Raw genomic sequence first — 17904 nt, 5'->3', positions numbered from 1 at the left:
CGCCCGAAGGCAGCCTCTTATTCACATCAACTCAGCGTTGATTAGTGATGCTGTGAATCAACCGGATGGCTGTGTTCCAGCTCCTCTTTGTTCTTACTGAAGCGGCGGCGGACCACCACGAAGAACACAGGAACGAAGAAGATTGCCAGGACGGTTGCAGTGACCATACCGCCCATTACGCCCGTACCAACGGCGTTCTGAGCACCGGAGCCTGCACCGCTACTGATAGCCAGCGGGAGAACACCCAGGATAAAGGCTAGAGAGGTCATCAGAATCGGACGTAAACGCATGCGCACCGCTTCCAGCGTGGCCTCAACCAGCCCTTTGCCTTCTTTTTCCATCAGGTCTTTAGCAAACTCGACTATCAGGATGGCGTTCTTCGCCGACAACCCTATGGTTGTTAGCAGCCCCACAACAAAGTAAACGTCATTACTTAACCCGCGCAGGGTGGTGAAGATCAGCGCACCGACCACACCCAATGGCACCACCAGCATGACAGAGAACGGAATTGACCAGCTCTCATACAGCGCTGCCAGACACAGGAACACCACAATCAGTGAGATGGCGTACAGCGCTGGAGCCTGGTTACCAGATAAACGCTCCTGGTAAGACATGCCCGTCCAGTCATAGCCGATACCGGTTGGCAGCTTAGAGGCCAGATCCTGCATCAGGTCCATGGCTTCACCGGAGCTTTTACCCGGTGCTGGTTGCCCTAACAGCTCCATGGATGGAAGGCCGTTATAACGCTCCAGACGTGGCGAACCATAAACCCAGTTGGCTGACGCAAAGGCATTAAATGACACCATTTCGCCGCTGGTAGAACGCACATACCAGTTGCCGATATCACCAGGCAACATACGGTAAGGTGCTTCACCCATCACGTAGACTTTCTTAACACGACCACGGTCAATGAAGTCATTGACATAGGAGCCACCCCAGGCGGCTGCCAGTGTGGTGTTGATATCAGACAGCGATACCCCCAGCGCCTGTGCTTTTTCCTGGTCGATAGTCAGTTTGTACTGCGGAGTGTCTTCCAGTCCGTTAGGACGCACACCCACCAGTACATCCGGATGTTGGGCAATCATACCCAGCAGCTGGTTACGTGCGGCAGTCAGTTTTTCATGGCCTAAACCGCCCTGATCGATTAGCTGGAAGTCGAAGCCTGTTGCCTGACCCAGTTCAACAATGGCTGGCAGGTTGAAAGGAATCACCATCGCATCTTTAATGACGGAAAGTGCGCCCATTGCCCGCCCGGCAATTGCAGGAACCTTATTGTCGGCACCTGGACGTTCATCCCACGGCTTCAGACTGACAAAGGCGAGGCCGGTGTTCTGACCACGACCTGCAAAGCCAAAGCCGTTAACAGTAAACACAGAGTTAACCGTAGCTTTTTCTTTATTCAGGTAGTAATCCGTCACCTGGTCCAGCACTTTCTGAGTACGCTCCTGAGTCGCACCAGCAGGGAGCTGGGCCATCGTCAGGAACACACCCTGATCTTCTTCCGGTAGGAAGGAGGTCGGCAGACGCAGGAACAGGAAAGCCATGCCCACGAAAATCAGCAGGTAAATCACCAGATAACGACCGGTACTGCGAACGATGTGGCCAACACTTTCGGTATAATGATTGGTACTCTTGTCGAACAGGCGGTTAAACCAGCCGAAGAATCCAGTCGTCTTACCGTGATCGCCTTTCGCAATCGGTTTCAGCATCGTTGCACAGAGTGCCGGGGTCAGGATCAACGCCACCACTACCGACAACACCATCGCAGAAACAATGGTAATTGAGAACTGACGGTAGATAACGCCGGTAGAGCCGCCGAAGAATGCCATCGGGATAAATACAGCCGACAGTACAAGGGCAATACCAACCAACGCCCCCTGGATCTGATCCATTGACTTACGTGTGGCTTCTTTCGGTGGCAGGCCCTCTTCGGCCATGACGCGCTCGACGTTTTCCACCACCACAATGGCGTCATCCACCAGCAGGCCGATGGCCAGCACCATCCCGAACATCGTTAGCGTGTTTATCGAGTATCCGAAGGCGCTGATAATGGCAAACGTTCCCAGCAGTACGACTGGCACGGCGATCGTTGGGATCAGCGTTGCGCGGAAGTTTTGCAGGAACAGATACATGACCAGGAACACCAGCACGATAGCTTCGACCAGCGTCTTCACCACTTCGTTAATCGAAATCTTAACGAATGGCGTGGTGTCATACGGATAAACCACCTTCATCCCGGCAGGGAAGAAAGGCTCCAGCTTAGTCAATTCCGCTTTCACTGCTGCGGCGGTGTCCAGTGCGTTAGCGCCGGTTGCCAGCTTAATCCCCAGACCGGAAGCCGGTTGTCCATTATAACGCGCAATAATCTCGTAGTTTTCACCACCCAGCTCAATATGCGCGACATCACTCAGACGAACACGCGAACCGTCGGTATTCACCTTCAGCAGAATTTTGCCGAACTCTTCCGCCGAGGTCAGGCGTGTCTGCGCAATAATAGACGCGTTAAGCTGCTGGCCGGCAACAGGCGGAGAACCGCCGAGCTGACCCGCTGCCACCTGGGCGTTCTGGGTATTGATGGCACTAATGACATCAACGGGCGTGAGCGAGTAGTTATTGAGCTTGTGAGGGTCCATCCAGATGCGCATGGCGTACTGTGCACCGAACAGCTGTGTATCACCCACGCCTGACACTCGACTGATAGGGTCTTTAATGTTCGACCCGACATAGTCGGAGAGATCGTTCTGGGTCATGGTGCCGTTGTCATTGATGAAACCGGCGACCATCAGGAAGCTGCTCGAGGATTTCTGAACCTTAATCCCCTGTTGTTGCACTTCCTGCGGCAGTAGCGGCATCGCCAGTTGCAGTTTGTTCTGCACCTGTACCTGAGCGATGTCAGCATTAGTCCCTGATTCAAAGGTCAGCGTCAGCTGCAGCGTCCCGGAGGAGTCACTGCTGGAGCCCATATACATCAGGCCGTCGATGCCGTTCATGTTTTGTTCGATAACCTGCGTGACGGAGTCTTGCAGTGTTTTCGCATCAGCGCCAGGGTAGGTTGCTGTGATCTCAATTGCCGTTGGAGCAACGTTTGGATATTGCTCGATCGGTAGTTTAAGAATCGACAGCGCACCCGCCAACATAATAATGATGGCGATTACCCAGGCAAAGATGGGGCGATCGATAAAAAACTTAGCCATGTCTCAGTGGCTCCTGTTAAGACTTCGGTTGTTCAGACTTCGCCTGAGACTCGGAACCTGCTTTGGCGCTGTCATCGCTGACTTCCTGAGGCGTTACCGCTGCACCAGGTTTCACGCGTTGCAGACCGGTCACAATCACACGATCGCCATCTTTCAGACCGGCAGACACCAGCCACTTATCACCAAATGCCTGGTCGGCAGTCAGATTACGGACTTCAACCTTATTGTCCGCGCCCACAACCATGGCAGTTGCCTGACCGGTTGGCGTACGGGTCACACCCTGTTGAGGAACCAACAGTGCATTCGGGTTGGTGCCTTCATCCAGACGGGCACGCACAAACATACCCGGCAGCAGACTATGATCAGGGTTAGGGAACACGGCACGTAATGTGATCGAACCTGTGGTTTCATCCACAGTGACATCAGAGAATTCTAATGTTCCGCTCTGCGCGTATTCGCTACCATTTTGCATCAGTAGTTTGACTTCAGCTTTACCATTGGTCTGCTGAAGTTTGCCGGAATTAAGTTCATCACGCAGGCGCATGAAATCTTCGCTGGATTGGGTCACATCAACATAGATAGGGTCAAGTTGCTGTACGGTTGCCAACGCAGTGGTTTGCGCACTGGCAACTAAAGCGCCTTCCGTCACCGACGATTTACCGATGCGACCGCTGATAGGTGAGGTCACTCGAGTATAGGCGAGGTTGATGCGTGCTGTTTCTACAGTGGCCTGAGCAGCCTGAACGGCAGCGGCGGTCTGGCTTTGCGTTGCCATTGCCTGGTCGTAGTCCTGCTGGCTGATGTACTTAGTACCCAACAGGGGCTTGTAGCGTTTTACCGTCAATGCGGCAATCTGTGCATTGGCTTGTGCCTGTGCCAGATCACCTTTCGCACTGCTATAAGCAGCTTGATATGTGGCGGGGTCAATTTGATATAAAGACTCGCCAGCCTTGATATCGCTACCCTCAACGAAGTTGCGTTTCAGAATAATGCCAGATACCTGTGGGCGAACTTCTGCAATACGGAACGATGAGGTTCGACCTGGCAGGTCGGTAGTAATTTTAAGCGGGGCGCTTTTCAACGTTGTGATACCCACTTCAGGTGCCTGCTGTTGCTGTCCGGCTTGCTGAGATTCTTTGTTGTCACAACCCGTTAGCACTAAGCTGCCTGAGAGCATCAGAACGGCCGCCAGAGGCGTTAACCCTCTGTTTTTGTTCATAAATAAACCTCGAGTGTCCGATATCGATTGTTCAATGGATTACAAACCCATAAACCCATTGCTGCGTTTAAATTATGGTCGTGATATGGTACATACATTCGGAAATGTATGTAAGTCTAACTCTTTGTAAATCACACCCTCATGGCACGAAATACCAAACAACAGGCGCAGGAAACGCGCAATCACATCATTGATGCCGCAATTAAGCGCTTCTCTGAACATGGCGTATCCAAAACGTCACTGGCGGATATTGCCTCAAGTGCTGGCGTGACGCGGGGTGCTATTTACTGGCATTTCAAAAATAAAACTGATTTGCTGAATGAAATCTGGGCGCAATCCGAATCCGGAATGGCGGACCTGGAGCTTGAGTATCAATCAAAATATCCTTCTGATCCACTATCTGTAATGCGCGCAATGTTGTTGTATGTCCTTGACGCAGCAGCCAGTGACCCAAGAAGGCGTGCACTTATGGAAATTATTTACCACAAATGTGAGTTTGTTGGAGAAATGACTACCCTACAACTGATGCAACAAAATCTCTATCTTGAATGTTATGAAAAGATAGAAGAGGTTTTATCGCAGTGCATTGATGCAAAACAACTCCCCGAAAATCTGGATACCCGGCGTGCTGCCGTTGTGATGCGTGGCTACATCAGTGGCATCATGGAAAACTGGTTATTTATGCCGGGCAGTTTTGATTTAGCCGGTGATGCGCCGCAATTAGTGGAAACGCTCATTGATATGCTGGCGCTCTGTCCGACGTTACGTCAGTCAGTTTAACCGCCGATTATGACTGGCTGGCGACTTTCTGTTCAAAATCCCGCTGTACGATCGCCAGCGCAGCCAGAACGGTTTCTGGTGCAACATGATTTTCTTCCAACAGCATAATCAAATCGACGGCGAGTTTGATTTCTTCCGGCGCGGTTTCCAGTGACATACTTGCTCCTTATTTCTGAATGCAGACAATCAGCGGTCAGATACGTAAAATTTTGACGATACCCGTCATCACCAGTGCACCTATAAGTGAAGTCAGCATCGTATGTGGGTCGAGGGTGGCCAGCGTGCCGTTATTCATATAGGTACTGATATAGCCGCCAATCAACGCTCCCACGGCGGCAAGTACTAATGTGGGCACCAGCCCGCCCGGGCGGCCAGGAAAAAAATAGCGTGCAATAAAACCCACCAGAAGACCGATGATTATCCAGGAAATCAGACCCATTTTCGCTCTCCAGTTACAGGACAATGTGACTATTATAGTCCCCGATTCGGCAGGGGATGAGACGAGGCTAGCTGCTACGTTCGCGATTTTCAATGGCGCGTTCAATTCGCTTGAGGGCTTGCAAACATCGCTGTAACCGTCCTTCCAGAGCAGCGACTTCCCGTTGCAACTGTTGCTGTTGTGCCAGGGTTTCCTGAACGGCCAGCAAACTCTCCCGGTCGATAATCATGGCACGTAAGCGACGTTCGAAATCCTGATGCTCGGCCAGTTTCTCATATAAATTCTCTTTGACCGGAACAGGGCGAGACTCACTGCGACGCATTTTCTGCGTTGCCAGCTCACGTTGCAGGGCGCTCATCTGCATCACTACCCGTTCAGCCATCCAGGCCACGCTCTCCATACGGTTATCACGTACGCTTTGTTTCAGCTGTGCCATCGTCTGGCGAACTTCCAGTAAATAATCGCCCAGTCGGGTGGTGTGGCAGTGAAACAATTTAATATCGAAGCGTGCCTGTGCAGTGCGATTATTGGCATGAGGTTCCACGGCGTGCGCAAGTTGTTCGAGTTGCATATCGAGTTGTTGCAGTAAACCTGCGCTTTTCATCTTATTCTCCGTGGCGGTAATGCTCTGTATGATACCCTGATTCTGAGACATTTTTCCGGGTGTGCCATGCAACGTTATATTCTTATTGTTTTAGGCTGGCTTGCTGTGGTGTTAGCGACGTTGGGAGTGGTGTTGCCGTTGCTGCCCACCACGCCATTCTTACTGCTGGCCGCCTGGTGTTTTGCCCGTTCTTCACCGCGTTTTCATTACTGGCTGCTGCACCGCTCGGTATTTGGTCGATATTTGCGTCACTGGCAGCAACACCGGGCGATGCCTCCAGGTGCTAAGGGCAGGGCGATCCTGTTTATTCTGATCACTTTTGCTTTTTCGCTGTGGATGGTCAAGATCCTTTGGGTGCGTCTGTTACTGTTGGCGATCCTCTGCGCGCTGCTGGTCTTTATGATTCGTATACCCGTGGTTGATGAAGGGCAAGAAAAGCGGTGATTTTGCTTAACACGGTTGCAATTGTCCGGCGGTTTGCATAGATTTGGTCGTTTTCGTGCGCGGCTTCCCCTCAACGTCTGAATTTCACCCGGCAACCCTGCCGCAGAGTGGAATGAAGCTGCGCGAGTCAGATTTGTATTTACCAGGCATAACATTATGACCGCGACTGCGCAGCAGCTTGAATTGATTAAAAACAGTATCAAAAGCATCCCGGATTACCCAAAGCCGGGTATTCTCTTTCGTGACGTGACCAGCCTGCTGGAAGATCCGAAAGCGTTTGCATTGAGCATTGAACTGTTGGTTGAACGCTATCGTGACGCTGGCATCACCAAAGTAGTGGGCACTGAAGCGCGAGGGTTTTTGTTCGGTGCACCGGTTGCGCTAGGACTGGGAGTAGGTTTTGTGCCGGTACGTAAGCCAGGCAAACTGCCACGTAAAACCTTTGCTGAAACCTATGAGCTGGAATACGGCACAGACACGCTGGAACTGCACTGTGATGCGATTCAGCCGGGTGATATTGTTCTGGTGATCGATGACTTGCTGGCAACCGGTGGCACTATTGAAGCAACGGTGAAGCTGATTCGCCGTGCAGGTGGCAGCGTAAAAGACGCTGCATTTATCATTAACCTGTTTGATTTGACCGGCGAATCTCGCCTGAAAGCGCAGGGTATTGAAAGCTACAGCCTGGTGAACTTCCCCGGTCACTAAGCTTGATCAGGCCGGGTTAACCCCGGCCTTGTTACGACTCTCTTCTTTTTCCCGCTTTTCGCTTCCCGCCCCTTTATCAATACTAAAAATGCGCTCGCCCGCTGTTCGGCACGATTCGCGGCGAACGGTTGATTCTCTGCTCTAAAATACGACAGCCAACATCAAGCTGTGATTTCACAGGCGTCAGGGAAGAGTGAAATGAAAAAAACCATGACTGTATTGCTGTTTTTTCCTCTGCTTGCCGGGGCTGAAGACGTTGTTGCCAGCACCGCACAAAAGCCGTTACAGCAGGCCTACCCGCCGGAAAGCTTTAGCGGGCGGCATACTTTCACGCTGGGTTACACTGAAAGCCACATCTCACATTTCAAAGCCATGAAAGGGGTCAATGCGAAGTATCGCTATGAAATCCCGGAATTACCTCTGAGCGCGATGGTCTCTTTCAGCGGCATGAGCGGCAGGGGTAGCCAGAGTGTCGGAGGAAGCGATGCCCGAGAAGTGAAGCACCACCGCGTGCGTTACTATAGCCTGATGGTCGGGCCTGCCTGGCGGGCGACGAGCTGGGCCAGCCTTTACTTGCTGGGAGGGGCGGGCTGGGAAAGCAGCAGCAACCAGACTGACTACCATAACCCAGGCGGGGACAGTACCGGGCGCTATAAAATATTTGATGCGCGTTTTGCCTGGGGAGCAGGGGTGCAGTTCAACCTGATTGATAACGTAGCGGTGGATGTTGGCTACCAGGCCGGGCACGTGCAGAAAACGTCCAGCAACGGGTTTAATGTTGGGATAGGTTATCGATTCTGATGGGGATACGAAGAGTAGAAAGGGCAGCGAAGCTGCCCCTGATAATCATTAGAACGCGAACCTGATCCCGGCATAAATGGTGTTGTCGGTGATGTGCGATGACGCATTCAACTGATAGTTAAGACTGTAAGACAATGCGTCGTGCGACAGCTCAATGCCAATGTTACTGGTGAACACGGAATGATCGGTAATACTTGAATCGGTCATTGAGTAGCTGGCTTCCTCGCCCGGAAGCCAGCTACGGCTTTTCGCTTTGACGTCCCCGCTGTTGCCGGTCCACGTCAGGTCCAGTAAAGGCTTAACCTGGTAGCCTTTACTGGCTGTGAACGTCCTGGACAGCGAAACGCCCAGCGGGAATGACCAGATTTTCTGTGAGTCACCCGCTGTTTCAAACATCGTTCCCAGCTCGTTATGCGTAGTAAAGGCCTCGCTTTTCAGTCGCGTATAATGTATTCCTGCATGTGGCGTCACATCGGCCAGTTTGTTATTCCACTGGTAACTGGCCGTGATACCACTGCTCAGCGCCCAGCTGTTCATTCTGGCCCGCAGCGACCCACCCTCAATCTCAGCCGGGCTTTGCTGTTTCATTCTGTTACGGCTGCCGGTGTAACTGACATCTGCCATCACATTCAGCGCGCCCCGTTGCCAACTGCTGTAGAGTGAGCTTCCCCAAAAGTTGAAGTCATTACGCGTTGGGCTCACGTTTCCATGGCTGGTACTTTTGCCCCCGCCCGTATTCAGCGCCATACCGGTAGTCATCATGCCGAAGTCGCCGGCATCAAAACGGAAATCACTCCCTAATGCCAGTCCACCGAGATTTGCAGAAGAGCGAGCCTGCCAACGTCCTGAAGAAAACCCATGAGAACGGCTGTTATCAGACAGCAGCGTCGCCCATAGATTAACGCCTGTCGCAGCCTGTGCCCCGGGCATTGATGCAATGCCAGAGAGATGATGCTCAACCGCATGACGAGCCGCTGACAGCGCCATAAAGGTGCTGTGCTGGACACCCACCACAGAGGCGATATGTAATGCTGACTGCACGACTTTACTGGCGAGAACCTCTTCGCGGATATAACGAATATCCATCGACTGCGAAATAAAGCGCTGGCCTGCATCGTCAGAGTGAGTATTAACACCCTGCGTTTTAGCCATATTGGCCATCAGGTCCTGTGTGTCCGGTGGCAAAAGCGGCTGGCTGGTCTGTGCAGCGGTCAGATGATGGGCATTGCCCTCCACGCTGCTGCCCATCTTAAACAGACGGCTACTGCTGGTAATATTCTGCTGCTGCCAGAAACCCTCCGTCGTATTGCCTCCTTCGCTGGCGATGAAGCGTTCCCCCGTTTTGAGATTGTCATCGGTGATGACCAGCATTTTCGCCGTCAGGGCCACGCTCCCGTCCCCGATCAGCAGGGCGGATGAACCCTGGTCCACGTAGGTTTTTGCGGAAACGATCGTCAGTGATGCATCATCGAATCGATTGAGATGTCTGTCGCTGCCAATACTCCAGTGCAGATCCGGGCTGGACAAATCGACGGTTTCACCTGCTGCAATAGCCAGCGTTCCGGCAAACGGTTCAGACTGCTGCTGTGCCATCCATCCGGCGCCTTGCTGCCAGAGTTCAGCGTTCAGTTCACGTGTTCCGATAATCGCGGTGCCTTTGCCCATGACATCCATCTGCCCTCGTGAGGCATCAAGGTGCGTACTGGCAAACATTCCACCGTTAACGCGTAGTGCACCGGAGCGCAACCCGGTATTGTCGGCCGTGAAGATGCCGCCAGTTTGCAGGTACTGGTTTTCACTACCGTAGCGGGTGTCTGCCTGGCCGATGGTTAAGCTGTCTGCGGTGTAGTTACCGCTTTCGATGGTGAGCTGCCCATTGCCCGCCAGGCCTGATTCATTCTCCTGTCCGCCATCGTTGCCGCCGAGCACGATATCAGTAGCGATATGGCCACTACTGTTTTTAAACAGAGCAGAACCGGTGCCCCCATTGCCACCCTTGCCACCGAGACCTGGACCAGTGCCGCCAGAAGTGGTGCCGCTAGTTCCTGCCTGGCTGCCGTTCCCCCCCAGCTGGAGGAAGCTGCTATTGGTGATATGACTATCCTCAACATTCAAGGTGCCGCTGCCCCCGTGACCGCCTGCACCTCCCTGGCCACCGATAGCATCGGATGCGCTATTACCACCAGCCCCACCACGTTCTCCATCAGCCCCAAGCGTTATCGAATGAATAGAAAGGTGGCTGGTAGCGATGTTGATGGTTGCGTTTCCGCCATCACCACCAATGGCACCTGTACCACCATCCCCTCCTGCGCCGCCAATACCACCGATACCGGACAATGATGCGCCATTGAGGCCGGTTTCTCCGCCATTACCGCCGCGAGAACCCTGGCCGCCAGCCCCCCCTGCCTGCAGGTTGTTTTTGACTGTTAAATCGGCATTGTTCAGGCTCAGTTCAGCATAGCCACCTTGCGCTCCGTTGCCGCCGTTGCTTCCCGCGGCACCGGCACCCCCGTCTCCGCCGTTGCCACCGCGACCTGCGGTCCCCCCGGTGCCGCCCTGACCACCCAGGCCACCGCTGCTGGCCAGTCCGTCAGAGCCGTTCTCACCTTGAATGCCATCCTGGCCCCGGGAGCCCGCGCTGCCACCGTCGCCACCCCGGCCCCCCGCAGACCCGTTACTGGCAGCGCCTGCCTTTCCACCCGTGCCGCCAAGTAGGATCGTGTCAGCATAAAAATTACCGTTAGTCAGCGTGAGTTCTGCGTTCCCCCCGCTTGCAGCCTGAGCGCCTTGGCCACCGAGTGATCCTGACGCACCTGCGGCACCGAGGCCGCCTGCAGCACCCGCTGCTCCATCGCCACCTCTGCCGCCGTTACCACCATAGCCGTCGATATCGGTGTTGCTCCCTGCGCCGCCCTGTCCGCCATCGCCAGCGTTGCCGCCGCTCCCCCCTTTGCCGCCCATTCCTCCAGCACTTCCCGCGGAGGCCTGACCCGCCACACCGCCATCTCCGCCATTCCCCCCCAGAGTGACTGAACCCAAGGAGGCATCATCACCCTCGACGATCAGTGTTCCTGATCCCCCCGCCTGACCCGAAGAACCATCACTTCCCTGGGGGCCGCGAGTGCCACTGGTGCCATTCGTTGCCAGTCCGGCTGGTGATCCCGGGTTGCCATTGCCACCGGCAGAGGAGCTACCGTTCTGGCCATCGTAGCCATCACCACCGTTGCCCCCGTTACTTCCATTACCTGCACTGCCGCTCTGGCCTGCATCGGCGCCATCACTGCCGTTACCACCTTTATCTCCTTGCGTAATAGTGTGACGTCCTGTCATCTCGCTGAGGGGCTGGGTTTCGTTCGTGCCAGGTGCAGCGGCAGCCGATGCAAGAGGGACGGCGCTGAATATCGGCAGTGAGAGCAAGGCCAGTGTAGAAATGGAAGAACGCAGACGGTGCTTTTTAAGCGGAAGATCCACGAGCTGTTTAGCTGTTGTATGTTTCATAAATTAATCCGTTAATCAGTGGAGATCCTTGTGGCGCTGCAATTTTTTGAAAAAAAGGCGGCACCAATTCGCCGGAAAATGGAAACCCGGATGATTGCGTATCAGAGGCGTGGTGAACGTTTTTGCACTGTTATTCCTTTAATGCTGGGAGAAAGCACATCCTGTGCTTTTGCGGAAAACATGGGCAATTTGCCACATACTTCGGAGGGGGAAATTAGCATTTCGTGTTACGTGTAGCGGTAAAACGATTTTTGGATATTTTATGAATTGATGGGTTTTATTCACCCGTTTTCATCGAAAAAGAGCAAGTCTGCGTGGCAAAATAAGCGTGTAACAGCATGGCGACAGGTAGACCTTCTGTTATAGTACCTTCCCTTAATCCGCTTATTGGCCGTGAACACGGTTGATCTTGCCGATACTCGTCAACAGGCTAAACTGCGGTTTATCACGGTTTGGGTAAGTAATTTTTTAAAAAATGATGAAGTCTTAATGAGCTATCAGGTACTGGCCCGCAAGTGGCGTCCGCAAGCGTTTACTGAGGTTGTCGGTCAGCAACATGTTCTGACCGCGCTGGCTAATGGTTTGTCCCTTGGCCGCATCCATCACGCTTATCTTTTTTCTGGCACCCGTGGCGTCGGAAAAACCACCATCGCCCGTCTACTGGCAAAAGGACTGAACTGTGAAACAGGCATTACCGCTACCCCTTGTGGGAAGTGTGATAACTGCCGTGAAATTGAGCAGGGCCGTTTTGTCGACTTGATTGAAATTGACGCAGCTTCCCGAACTAAAGTGGAAGATACGCGCGATCTGCTGGATAACGTGCAGTACGCTCCGGCACGTGGCCGCTTTAAAGTTTACCTGATCGATGAAGTCCACATGCTCTCGCGTCACAGCTTTAACGCGCTGTTGAAAACGCTGGAAGAGCCACCAGAACATGTAAAATTTTTGCTGGCGACCACCGACCCGCAAAAACTGCCGGTAACGATTTTATCGCGCTGTCTGCAATTCCATTTGAAAGCGCTGGATCAGGAGCAGATCCGTGGTCAGCTTGAGCATGTATTGCAAGCTGAGCAGATCAGTGCTGAAACCCGCGCATTGCAATTACTGGCACGCGCTGCTGACGGCAGTATGCGTGATGCGCTGAGCCTGACCGATCAGGCAATTGCGATGGGGCAGGGGCAGGTAACGACCTCCACGGTTAATGACATGCTGGGCACGCTAGACGATGAACAGCCACTGGCGTTGATCGAAGCATTGGTCCATGCCGATGGTGCAGAAGTCATGGCTTTGCTCAACCAGGCCGCTGCGCGGGGTGTGGAGTGGGAAGCGCTGCTGGTAGAAATGCTTACGCTGCTGCATCGTGTGGCAATGATTCAACTACTGCCTTCTGCGCTGGGCGACGATATGGCCGCCATTGAACAGCGGTTGCGTGAACTGGCACGGGTACTTCCGCCCGCAGATGTTCAGCTTTATTACCAGACGCTGCTAGTTGGCCGCAAAGAGTTGCCGCTGGCACCGGACCGCCGTATGGGTGTGGAAATGACGCTGCTGCGCGCACTGGCTTTTCACCCCAAAGCCGTGATCGCTGACCCGGTTGCACGCCCAACCATGGCATTACAGACCCCGGCAGCACCCTCAGCAGAGCCTGTACCCCATACGGCATCGGCGTCCCCGATTCAGGACGCGCCACCACCTCACCAGGGATTATCTGACTCTACCAGCCAGCTCCTACAGGCGCGAACGCAACTGCTGCGCCATCAGGGGGCGAGTAAGCCAAAAAAGACTGAGCCGGCAGCGCAGGGTGCGCGGCCGGCAAGTTCGGCACTGGAGCGTCTTGCTGCGGTTACCGAACGCGGGCAGCAACGTCTGCAACAGGCAGCGGCAGAAGCGGTTCCTGTAAAAGAAGAGGCGTATCGCTGGAAAGCGCAAAACCCAACGGAAGTGAAGGCAGAAGCGGTTGCAACGCCAAAGGCGCTTCGTACGGCACTGGAACATGAGAAGAATCCTGAGCTGATGGTGAAGCTGGTGGCGGAATCGCTAGAACGCGACCCGTGGGCTGGCGAAATTGCGGTGCTGGTCATACCAAAACTGGTTCAACAGCTTGCGTTAAATGCCTGGAAAGAGCAGACCGAGAGTGGTATTTGCCTGCATTTGCGTTCCAGCCAGCGTCACCTGAATTCCCCTTCTGCGCAAAAAGCGCTAAATGATGCCTTGAATGCTGCTGCCGGGCACCCCATTGAATTAACCGTGGTGGAAGATGATAATCCTTCGGTGCTGACACCGTTGGAATGGCGGCAAAAAATTTATGAAGAGAAGCTGGCGCAGGCGCGTCAGTCGATTATCACTGATACTCATATTCAGACGCTGCGTCGGTTTTTCGATGCCGATGTGGATGAAGAAAGTATCCGACCTGTTTAACCCGCCGCATCGCAGTTACGTTGATGCGGCCTGAGCTGAAGAGAGAGAACTTATGTTTGGTAAAGCCGGATTGGGCAACCTGATGAAGCAGGCCCAGCAAATGCAGGATAAAATGGCCCAGGTGCAGGAAGAGATTGCTGCCATGGAAGTGACCGGTGAATCAGGCGCAGGCCTGGTGAAAGTCACCATCAACGGCGCTCACAATTGCCGTCGTGTGGAAGTAGACCCAAGCCTGCTGGAAGATGACAAAGACATGCTGGAAGACCTGGTGGCTGCGGCCTTCAACGATGCGGCGCGCCGCGTTGCTGAAACCCAGAAAGAGAAAATGGCGGCGGTATCAAGCGGTATGCAGTTGCCACCTGGCTTCAAGATGCCATTCTGATGCAAACCAGCCCACTCCTTGAAACATTAATGGAGTCGCTGCGTTGCCTGCCAGGCGTTGGGCCGAAGTCGGCGCAGCGCATGGCGTTCCAGCTGTTACAGCGTGACCGCAGCGGTGGCATGCGTCTGGCACAGGCGCTGACGCGGGCGATGTCGGAAATCGGCCATTGTTCTGATTGCCGTACTTTCACCGAGCAGGAAATCTGCACCATCTGCGCCAACCCACGACGGCAGCAGAATGGATTGATCTGCGTGGTGGAAAGCCCGGCGGATATCCATGCCATTGAACAGACCGGGCAGTTTGCCGGGCGTTACTTTGTGCTGATGGGGCATCTGTCACCGCTGGATGGCATCGGGCCGAATGATATTGGCCTCGACCGCCTGGAACAGCGTCTGGAAAAAGAGACGATTGTTGAAGTTATCCTCGCCACCAACCCAACGGTGGAAGGGGAGGCGACCGCTAACTACATTGCCAGCCTGTGTGAACAGTATGGCGTGGAAGCCAGCCGTATTGCTCACGGTGTTCCCGTGGGCGGAGAGCTGGAAATGGTTGACGGTACGACGCTTTCGCACTCACTGGCCGGGCGTCAAAAGTTTAAATTCTGAGCAATCAACGGCACGAGTCCTTCGTGCCGTCTTGAAATCCTTTATGTCACCCCCATTTAATACCTCAACGTTCATCATCTGTTTTTTAGTTGAGGGTAGCAATGACCATGAAAGGACAAGAGACACGTGGCTTCCAGTCAGAGGTAAAACAGCTTCTGCACCTGATGATCCATTCACTCTATTCAAACAAAGAAATCTTCCTGCGTGAGTTAATCTCTAACGCTTCAGATGCTGCTGATAAGCTGCGCTTCCGCGCGTTATCCACCCCGGATCTCTATGAAGGTGATGGCGAACTGCGTGTACGCGTCTCTGTCGACAAGGAAAATCGTACGCTGACGCTGAGTGATAACGGCATCGGTATGCGTCGTGATGAAGTCATTGAAAATCTCGGTACCATTGCGAAATCTGGCACCAAATCTTTCCTTGAATCGCTGGGTTCTGACCAGGCGAAAGACAGCCAGTTGATCGGTCAGTTCGGTGTTGGCTTCTATTCTGCGTTTATTGTCGCCGATAAAGTCTCCGTACGGACTCGCGCCGCAGGCGCTGCCGCGTCAGAAGGTGTGTTCTGGGAGTCAGCCGGTGAAGGTGAATACACCATCGCCGACATTGAAAAAGCCGATCGCGGCACCGAAATCACTCTGCATCTGCGCGAAGGCGAAGATGAGTTCCTCGATGCCTGGCGCGTGCGCAGCATCATCAGCAAATACTCAGACCACATTGCACTGCCGGTTGAGATCGAAACCCACAATGAAGAAGACAACACCACCACGTGGGAAAAAATCAACAAGGCGCAGGCGCTGTGGACGCGCAACAAGTCTGAGATCAGTGCTGACGAATACAAAGAGTTCTACAAACATGTCGCCCATGACTTCACCGATCCGCTGACGTGGAGCCACAACCGGGTAGAAGGCAAGCAGGAGTACACCAGCCTGCTCTATATCCCTGCCCAGGCGCCGTGGGATATGTGGAACCGTGACCACAAACATGGGCTGAAACTGTACGTGCAGCGCGTGTTCATCATGGACGATGCCGAACAGTTTATGCCGAACTATCTGCGCTTCGTCAAAGGGCTGATTGACTCTAACGATCTGCCGCTGAACGTCTCGCGTGAAATCCTGCAGGACAGCCGCATAACTCAGAGCCTGCGCGGTGCGCTGACCAAGCGTTCACTGCAAATGCTGGAAAAAGTGGCGAAAGATGACGAGGAAAAATACCAATCATTCTGGCAGCAGTTTGGTCTGGTCCTGAAAGAAGGCCCGGCAGAAGACAGCAGCAATGCTGAAACCATCGCGAAACTGCTGCGTTTTGCCAGCACCAGCAGCGAAGGCCCGGCGCAAACCGTGTCGCTGGAAGACTATGTCAGCCGCATGGTGGAAGGGCAGGAGAAGATTTACTACATCACTGCCGACAGCTATGCCGCCGCGAAAAGCAGCCCGCACCTGGAGCTGTTCCGTAAGAAAGGTATCGAGGTTCTGTTACTCTCCGATCGTATTGACGAATGGATGATGAGCTACCTGACTGAGTTTGACGGGAAAACCTTCCAGTCAGTGAGCAAAGCGGATGACGCGTTAAGCAAACTGGCTGATGAAGAAACCGAAGAGCAGAAAGAGGCGGAAAAAGCGCTGGAGCCGTTCGTAGAACGTGTGAAAACGCTGCTGGGTGAGCGCGTCAAGGAGGTGCGTCTGACACACCGTCTGACCGATACTCCGGCCATCGTCACCACTGAAGCTAACGAAATGACCACTCAGATGGCAAAACTGTTTGCTGCTGCGGGTCAGGACGTGCCTGAGGTGAAATATCTGTTTGAGCTGAATCCAGACCATGCGCTGGTGAAACGTGCTGCCGATACTCAGGACGAAGCTCGCTTTGCCGAGTGGATTGAGCTGCTGCTGGAGCAGGCACTGCTGGCAGAGAAGGGATCGCTGGAGGATCCTAACCAGTTTATCCGCCGTATGAATCAGCTGCTGCTGGGATAACGAGCCACGGGCGAGGCATGCCTCGCCCCTGCGTTATGCCGCAATAATCTGTAGGGGTCGGGTATGCCCGACCCTGTTCTATTCCCGTAAACACCAACGCAATGGGTTATTCAACATATACTCCCGCACGTTAGACAACTCATCCTTGTCGCGAATCACCCGATCCCAATATCCTCGCTGCCATACCGTTAACCCCACATGTATTCGACGTACTCTATTCGTCACTGCCGATTTATAGCTGCCCACGAGTGTCGCCACCGAAAACTGATACCTTTCCGGTATCACTAAGATACAGTGCAGATGGTCGGGCATAATGATACTGCTGTCGATCTGGCAACCGGGAAAATGGTGCGGTAATGCGTAAAGATAGTCCCGGGCGATGATACCGTATGGATTGAGATAGCTGCGGTAATCTAAGCAGTGGCCGAACAGTGGCCTTCTTTGCTGACAGCACAGTGTCAGATAGTAGTATCCGGCCTGGCGATAATCGTAGTGTTTAAGGCGCAGAGATTTCCTTTGTTGCATGACATCCTCCTTTTTTGGGAGCATATCAGTACCGGATATATTGCGTATTTTCGGAGTAAATATCGTCAGCACGGCTCGCAAAAAAACGGGCGAGGCATGCCTCATCCCTACGATATACCGCGATGCTGTATCGGGCGAGGCATGCCTCACCCCTACGATATACCGCGATGCTGTATCGGGCGAGGCGTGCCTCACCCCTACGCTATGCTGCGATGTTGTCTCGGGCGAGGCGTGCGTTAAGCCGCAATAATCTGTAGGGGTCGGGCATGCCCGACCCGGCCGGATGTTGTTGATGATTTTTGTAGGGGTCA

General features: G+C 53.7%; 15 protein-coding genes and 1 other annotated feature. Of the genes, 8 read left to right on the top strand and 7 right to left on the bottom strand.

Going from position 1 to position 17904, the window contains the following annotated elements; all coding sequences use genetic code 11:
* Positions 1 to 41: 41 nt before the first annotated feature.
* Complete coding sequence (gene acrB / locus HHI26_RS05920; RefSeq protein WP_133845753.1) at positions 42 to 3194, bottom strand: multidrug efflux RND transporter permease subunit AcrB; 3153 nt, start codon at positions 3192 to 3194, stop codon at positions 42 to 44.
* A 16-nt stretch (positions 3195 to 3210) separates the two neighbouring features.
* Positions 3211 to 4413, bottom strand: coding sequence for an efflux RND transporter periplasmic adaptor subunit (locus tag HHI26_RS05915; protein ID WP_133845752.1), 1203 nt, complete (start codon positions 4411 to 4413; stop codon positions 3211 to 3213).
* 141 nt (positions 4414 to 4554) lie between these two features.
* Here HHI26_RS05915 and acrR point away from each other — a divergent pair, with 141 nt between their 5' ends.
* Positions 4555 to 5193: a multidrug efflux transporter transcriptional repressor AcrR gene (acrR, locus tag HHI26_RS05910; RefSeq protein WP_133845751.1), complete on the top strand. Its 639-nt coding sequence runs from the start codon at positions 4555 to 4557 to the stop codon at positions 5191 to 5193.
* Positions 5194 to 5200: 7 nt separating this feature from the next.
* Here acrR and rsmS read toward each other — a convergent pair whose 3' ends face one another.
* The 3 genes from rsmS to HHI26_RS05895 form a co-directional block, all read right to left on the bottom strand.
* Positions 5201 to 5350, bottom strand: coding sequence for a pleiotropic regulatory protein RsmS (gene rsmS, locus HHI26_RS05905; protein ID WP_133845750.1), 150 nt, complete (start codon positions 5348 to 5350; stop codon positions 5201 to 5203).
* A 36-nt stretch (positions 5351 to 5386) separates the two neighbouring features.
* Positions 5387 to 5632: a hypothetical protein gene (locus HHI26_RS05900; RefSeq protein ID WP_133845749.1), complete on the bottom strand. Its 246-nt coding sequence runs from the start codon at positions 5630 to 5632 to the stop codon at positions 5387 to 5389.
* 67 nt (positions 5633 to 5699) lie between these two features.
* On the bottom strand, positions 5700 to 6236 hold the full coding sequence (locus tag HHI26_RS05895) for a primosomal replication protein (RefSeq protein WP_133845748.1): 537 nt from the start codon (positions 6234 to 6236) through the stop codon (positions 5700 to 5702).
* A gap of 66 nt (positions 6237 to 6302) precedes the next feature.
* On the opposite strand from HHI26_RS05895, the gene HHI26_RS05890 reads away from it, so the two are divergent.
* From HHI26_RS05890 to HHI26_RS05880, 3 genes are all read left to right on the top strand, one after another.
* Positions 6303 to 6680, top strand: a complete 378-nt coding sequence (locus tag HHI26_RS05890; RefSeq protein WP_133845747.1) for a DUF454 family protein — start codon at positions 6303 to 6305, stop codon at positions 6678 to 6680.
* Between the two features lie 156 nt (positions 6681 to 6836).
* Entirely contained in the window at positions 6837 to 7388 is a 552-nt protein-coding gene (gene apt, locus HHI26_RS05885) for an adenine phosphoribosyltransferase (protein ID WP_133845746.1), read from the top strand.
* A 198-nt stretch (positions 7389 to 7586) separates the two neighbouring features.
* The gene (locus HHI26_RS05880) at positions 7587 to 8189 is read left to right on the top strand and encodes an Ail/Lom family outer membrane beta-barrel protein (protein ID WP_171148779.1); all 603 of its coding nucleotides are present in this window, start codon (positions 7587 to 7589) and stop codon (positions 8187 to 8189) included.
* Between the two features lie 48 nt (positions 8190 to 8237).
* Here the strand turns inward: HHI26_RS05880 and HHI26_RS05875 are convergent, their stop codons facing one another.
* Positions 8238 to 11687: an autotransporter outer membrane beta-barrel domain-containing protein gene (locus tag HHI26_RS05875; RefSeq protein WP_171148778.1), complete on the bottom strand. Its 3450-nt coding sequence runs from the start codon at positions 11685 to 11687 to the stop codon at positions 8238 to 8240.
* 489 nt (positions 11688 to 12176) lie between these two features.
* Between HHI26_RS05875 and dnaX the strand changes: the two genes are divergently transcribed.
* From dnaX to htpG, 4 genes are all read left to right on the top strand, one after another.
* Positions 12177 to 14105 (top strand): DNA polymerase III subunit gamma/tau, encoded by a 1929-nt coding sequence (dnaX, locus tag HHI26_RS05870; protein WP_133845743.1) that lies wholly within the window; start codon positions 12177 to 12179, stop codon positions 14103 to 14105.
* Positions 13444 to 13505, top strand: a sequence feature (DnaX frameshifting element). It overlaps the preceding gene by 62 nt.
* Before the next feature lie 52 nt (positions 14106 to 14157).
* Positions 14158 to 14487, top strand: coding sequence for a YbaB/EbfC family nucleoid-associated protein (locus tag HHI26_RS05865; protein WP_017799391.1), 330 nt, complete (start codon positions 14158 to 14160; stop codon positions 14485 to 14487).
* The gene (gene recR / locus HHI26_RS05860) at positions 14487 to 15092 is read left to right on the top strand and encodes a recombination mediator RecR (protein WP_133845742.1); all 606 of its coding nucleotides are present in this window, start codon (positions 14487 to 14489) and stop codon (positions 15090 to 15092) included. The genes HHI26_RS05865 and recR overlap by 1 nt, the downstream gene beginning before the upstream one ends.
* 101 nt (positions 15093 to 15193) lie before the next feature.
* Positions 15194 to 17068 carry a molecular chaperone HtpG gene (gene htpG / locus HHI26_RS05855; protein WP_171148777.1) on the top strand — a complete coding sequence of 625 codons (1875 nt, stop codon included), beginning with the start codon at positions 15194 to 15196 and terminating at the stop codon, positions 17066 to 17068.
* A 78-nt stretch (positions 17069 to 17146) separates the two neighbouring features.
* On the opposite strand, the gene HHI26_RS05850 is transcribed toward htpG, so the two are convergent.
* Complete coding sequence (locus tag HHI26_RS05850) at positions 17147 to 17593, bottom strand: transposase (RefSeq protein ID WP_166653752.1); 447 nt, start codon at positions 17591 to 17593, stop codon at positions 17147 to 17149.
* Positions 17594 to 17904: the final 311 nt, after the last annotated feature.

Source organism: Erwinia sp. JH02, from assembly GCF_013074405.1.
Lineage (GTDB): Bacteria > Pseudomonadota > Gammaproteobacteria > Enterobacterales > Enterobacteriaceae > Erwinia > Erwinia rhapontici.
This window is presented reverse-complemented; position numbering and strand designations above follow the sequence as displayed.